The sequence below is a fragment of the Pseudomonas sp. K2I15 genome (assembly GCF_002204795.1).
Classification (GTDB): Bacteria; Pseudomonadota; Gammaproteobacteria; order Pseudomonadales; family Pseudomonadaceae; genus Aquipseudomonas.
In genome coordinates this window covers 1-4,469 of the sequence record NZ_NIXO01000123.1, presented here as the reverse complement: position 1 = coordinate 4,469, position 4,469 = coordinate 1, and the positions used below count along the sequence as shown (strand labels likewise).

The following is a 4,469-nucleotide window of genomic DNA, read 5'->3' as shown; positions in this document are numbered from 1 at the left end:
CGAAGGCGCAGCGTCAGTCACTGAATATGTTTCTGACGCACCGCCTTCGCGAGCAAGCCCGCTCCCACATTTGAAAACTTCACACGCCTCAAAATGATGCATAGATTTATCAATGCCCATTTTCGGGCATTTCCTACCGACAGAACTCCTTAATCTCACCTTTTAAAACGACCATTCGGAACTATGGTGCAGAAATTGCTACTTGAGTTCGGTCTGACACCGTTCAGTAACAGTCCTAACCGCGCCACAAGCGCTTATCTTGGTTTCCAGGGATTACATAATGAAAAAAGCATTGCTGACCCTTTCTGCACTGGCTCTGTGCATGGCCGCAGGTTCTGCGCTGGCCAAGGAATACAAGGAATTGCGTTTTGGTGTCGATCCGTCCTACGCGCCGTTTGAGTCAAAAGCCGCTGACGGTAGCCTGGTGGGCTTCGATATCGACCTGGGCAATGCCATCTGTGCCGAGCTGAAGGTCAAGTGCAAGTGGGTCGAAAGTGATTTCGACGGCATGATTCCAGGCCTCAACGCCAACAAGTTTGATGGCGTGATTTCGTCGATGACCGTGACCGAAGCCCGTGAAAAGGCGATCGATTTCTCCAACGAGCTGTTCTCCGGCCCGACTTCCCTTGTGTTCAAAAAGGGCGCGAACTACTCCACACCTGAGTCCCTCAAGGGCAAAAGTGTTGGCTACGAGCAAGGCACCATCCAAGAAGCCTACGCCAAGGCCGTACTGGACAAAGCCGGTGTGACCACCAAGGCCTATGCCAACCAGGACCAGGTTTATGCTGACCTGACTTCCGGCCGCCTGGACGCTTCCGTGCAGGACATGCTGCAAGCCGAACTGGGCTTTTTGAAGTCGCCAGCCGGCGCTGGCTATGAAGTCAGCAAGGCCATCGACGATCCACTGCTGCCCGCCAAAACTGCGGTCGGTATCAAAAAAGGTAACAAAGACCTCAAGGCCTTGTTGGATAAAGGTATCAAAGCGTTACACGATGATGGCACCTACGCCACTATCCAGAAGAAACACTTTGGCGATCTGAACCTTTACAGCGGCAAATAATGCCTGGGGCGCCCTTCCTCTGGAGGGGCGCTTTTTTATCGCCATAGGTCCTGATTTATGTTCGAAGATCTTTTGCAAACCCTGGGGCTCAGTGCCTTTAGCTTGAAGGGTTTCGGCCCGCTGTTGCTGCAAGGCACCTGGATGACCGTCAAGTTGTCGGTGTTCTCTCTGGCCGTCAGCGTGTTGCTGGGCCTGCTCGGCGCCACCGCCAAACTCTCCAGCCTGCCATTCGTGCGGATCCCCGCGCAGATCTACACCACCTTGATTCGCGGCGTGCCCGACCTGGTGCTGATGCTGCTGATTTTCTACAGCCTGCAAATCTGGCTGACCGGCTTTACCGACTTTATGGAATGGGACTACATCGAGATCGACCCATTCAGCGCCGGGGTGATCACCTTGGGCTTTATCTACGGTGCGTATTTCACCGAGACCTTTCGCGGCGCGATCCTCGCCGTGCCCCGTGGCCAACTGGAGGCCGCCACGGCCTACGGGCTCACGCGTGGCCAGCGGTTTCGCTTCGTGACCTTCCCGCAGATGATGCGTTTTGCCCTGCCTGGCATCGGCAATAACTGGATGGTGATGCTCAAGGCCACGGCCCTGGTGTCGATCATCGGCCTGGCGGACCTGGTCAAGGCTGCGCAGGATGCGGGCAAAAGCACCTATCAGCTGTTCTATTTCCTGGTGATCGCGGCGTTTATCTACCTGTTGATCACCAGCGCGTCCAACTTCGTCCTGCGCTACCTGGAACGGCGCTACTCCGCAGGCTCCCGGGAGGCAGTGCGATGATCGAACTTATTCAACAATACTGGCGCCCCTTCCTTTATAGCGACGGCCAGCACATCACCGGCCTGGCCATGACCATGTGGCTGCTCAGTGCCTCGATCTTCATTGGCTTCCTGGTATCGATTCCGCTGTCCATCGCCCGGGTGTCGCGCAATCGCTGGGTGTGCTGGCCGGTGCAGTTCTACACCTACCTGTTTCGCGGCACGCCGCTGTATATCCAGTTGCTGATTTGCTACACCGGGATCTACAGCATCGCGGCGGTTCGCGCACAACCCGTGCTGGATGCGTTCTTTCGCGACGCGATGAACTGCACCATCCTTGCCTTCGCCCTCAACACCTGTGCCTACACCACGGAGATTTTTGCCGGGGCAATCCGCAGCATGGCCCACGGCGAAGTCGAAGCGGCGAAAGCCTACGGCCTCAGCGGCTGGAAGCTGTACGCCTACGTGATCATGCCGTCGGCCCTGCGCCGCTCGCTGCCGTACTACAGTAATGAAGTGATCCTGATGCTGCACTCGACGACGGTGGCCTTCACCGCGACGATCCCGGATATTTTGAAAGTCGCCCGGGACGCCAACTCGGCCACCTACATGACCTTTCAATCATTCGGTATCGCTGCGCTGATCTACCTGACCGTGACCTTTGCCCTGGTCGGTCTGTTTCGTCTGGCGGAGCGCCGCTGGCTGGCCTTTCTCGGCCCCAGCCACTAAGGAGCCTTCATGCGTCATCAGATTCATCCACTCGTGGCGCCGGTGCCGGGCACGGCGCGGCAGATCCACAGTTTCCACTTCGGGCCCGAGCAGGCCGAAGGCAAGGTCTACATCCAGTCATCGCTGCATGCCGACGAGTTGCCAGGCATGCTGGTGGCCTGGCACTTGAAGGCACGCCTGACGCAACTGGCCGCCGTAGGTCGCCTGCGCAGCGAGATCGTGCTGGTGCCCATCGCCAACCCCACCGGGCTGGAACAGGTGTTGATGGACATCCCACTGGGCCGCTACGAGCTGGAAAGCGGGCAGAACTTCAATCGCCTGTTTGTCGACCTGAGCGGCGAGGTCGGCAATCAGGTTGAAGGTTTGCTGGGGGATGACCCGCAGCACAACGTCGAGCTGATCCGCGATGCACTGACCATGGCCCTGGCGGCGCAAACACCTGTCACGCAACTGGAATCCCAGCGGCTGGTGCTGCAACGCCTGGCGTGCGATGCCGACATGGTGCTGGACCTGCATTGCGACTTCGAAGCCGTGGCGCACCTGTACACCACCCCCGAAGCGTGGCCGCAGGTGGAGCCGTTGGCGCGCTATATCGGTTCGGAAGCCAGCCTGCTGGCTACCGACTCCGGCGGGCAGTCGTTCGATGAGTGTTTCACGCTGGTGTGGTGGCAATTGCAGCAACGGTTTGGCGAGCGTTTCCCGATCCCGATGGGCAGCTTTTCGGTGACCGTCGAGTTGCGCGGCCAGGGCGACGTGAACCACGGCTTGGCCAGCCTCGACTGCCAGGCGATCATCGATTACCTGATTCACTTCGGCGCGATCAGCGGCGAGCCTGCACCGTTGCCGGAATTGCCCTACCCCGCCACACCGCTGGCGGGCGTCGAGCCGGTGGCCACACCCGTGGGCGGCTTGCTGGTATTCAGTGCGCTGCCCGGCGAGTACGTGGAAGCCGGGCAACTGATCGCCGAAATCATCGACCCCATTTCTGACCGCGTAACGCCGGTGCATTGTCGCAATGCCGGCCTGCTTTACGCCCGTTCGCTGCGGCGCATGGCCACTGCGGGGATGGTCATCGCCCATGTCGCAGGCCTTGAAGCCTATCGCAGCGGCTATCTACTTTCGCCTTGAGGATGCACGCCCCATGTACAAATTGACCGTTGAAGGCCTGCATAAAAGCTATGGCGACAATGAGGTGCTCAGAGGTGTCTCGCTCAAGGCCAAGACCGGTGATGTGATCAGTTTGATCGGCGCCAGCGGCTCGGGCAAAAGCACCTTTTTGCGCTGTATCAATTTTCTTGAACAGCCGAACGATGGCGCCATGACGTTGGATGGCCAGCAGATTCGTATGGTCAGTGACCGCAATGGGATGCGTGTGGCTGATGACGCTGAGTTGCAGCGCTTGCGTACGCGGTTAGCGATGGTGTTTCAGCATTTCAATCTGTGGAGCCATATGAGTGTGCTGGAGAACATCACCATGGCTCCGCGCCGGGTGCTGGGGTGCAGCAAGAAGGACGCCGAGGACCGGGCCCGCCGTTATCTGGACAAGGTTGGGCTGCCGGCGCGGGTGGCGGATCAATATCCGGCGTTTTTGTCGGGTGGTCAGCAGCAGCGGGTAGCGATTGCCCGGGCGTTGGCCATGGAGCCGGAGGTGATGCTGTTTGATGAGCCGACTTCGGCGCTGGACCCGGAGTTGGTGGGTGAGGTGTTGAAGGTGATTCAGGGGCTGGCCGAGGAAGGCCGGACGATGATCATGGTGACTCACGAGATGAGCTTTGCCCGGAAGGTGTCGAGCCAGGTGCTGTTTTTGCACAAGGGGTTGGTGGAGGAACAGGGTGCGCCGGAGGATGTGCTGGGTAGTCCGAAGAGCGAGCGGTTGCAGCAGTTTTTGAGTGGGAATTTGAAGTAGGGCTTGGGGG

Annotated in this window: 5 protein-coding genes; all 5 read left to right on the top strand. The window is 58.9% G+C overall.

The window, feature by feature from the left end:
• Positions 1-280: 280 nt before the first annotated feature.
• From CEC48_RS30575 to CEC48_RS30555, 5 genes are read left to right on the top strand one after another with little or no spacing between them, the layout of a single operon-like run.
• Positions 281-1,060, top strand: a complete 780-nt coding sequence (locus CEC48_RS30575; RefSeq protein WP_088427221.1) for a transporter substrate-binding domain-containing protein — start codon at positions 281-283, stop codon at positions 1,058-1,060.
• A gap of 57 nt (positions 1,061-1,117) precedes the next feature.
• Positions 1,118-1,846, top strand: a complete 729-nt coding sequence (locus tag CEC48_RS30570; RefSeq protein WP_088427220.1) for an ABC transporter permease — start codon at positions 1,118-1,120, stop codon at positions 1,844-1,846.
• The gene (locus CEC48_RS30565) at positions 1,843-2,553 is read left to right on the top strand and encodes an ABC transporter permease (RefSeq protein ID WP_088427219.1); all 711 of its coding nucleotides are present in this window, start codon (positions 1,843-1,845) and stop codon (positions 2,551-2,553) included. The genes CEC48_RS30570 and CEC48_RS30565 overlap by 4 nt, the downstream gene beginning before the upstream one ends.
• Before the next feature lie 9 nt (positions 2,554-2,562).
• Positions 2,563-3,681, top strand: coding sequence for a succinylglutamate desuccinylase/aspartoacylase family protein (locus CEC48_RS30560; protein WP_088427218.1), 1,119 nt, complete (start codon positions 2,563-2,565; stop codon positions 3,679-3,681).
• Positions 3,682-3,694: 13 nt separating this feature from the next.
• On the top strand, positions 3,695-4,459 hold the full coding sequence (locus CEC48_RS30555) for an ABC transporter ATP-binding protein (RefSeq protein ID WP_088427217.1): 765 nt from the start codon (positions 3,695-3,697) through the stop codon (positions 4,457-4,459).
• The last annotated feature ends 10 nt before the right edge of the window (positions 4,460-4,469 follow it).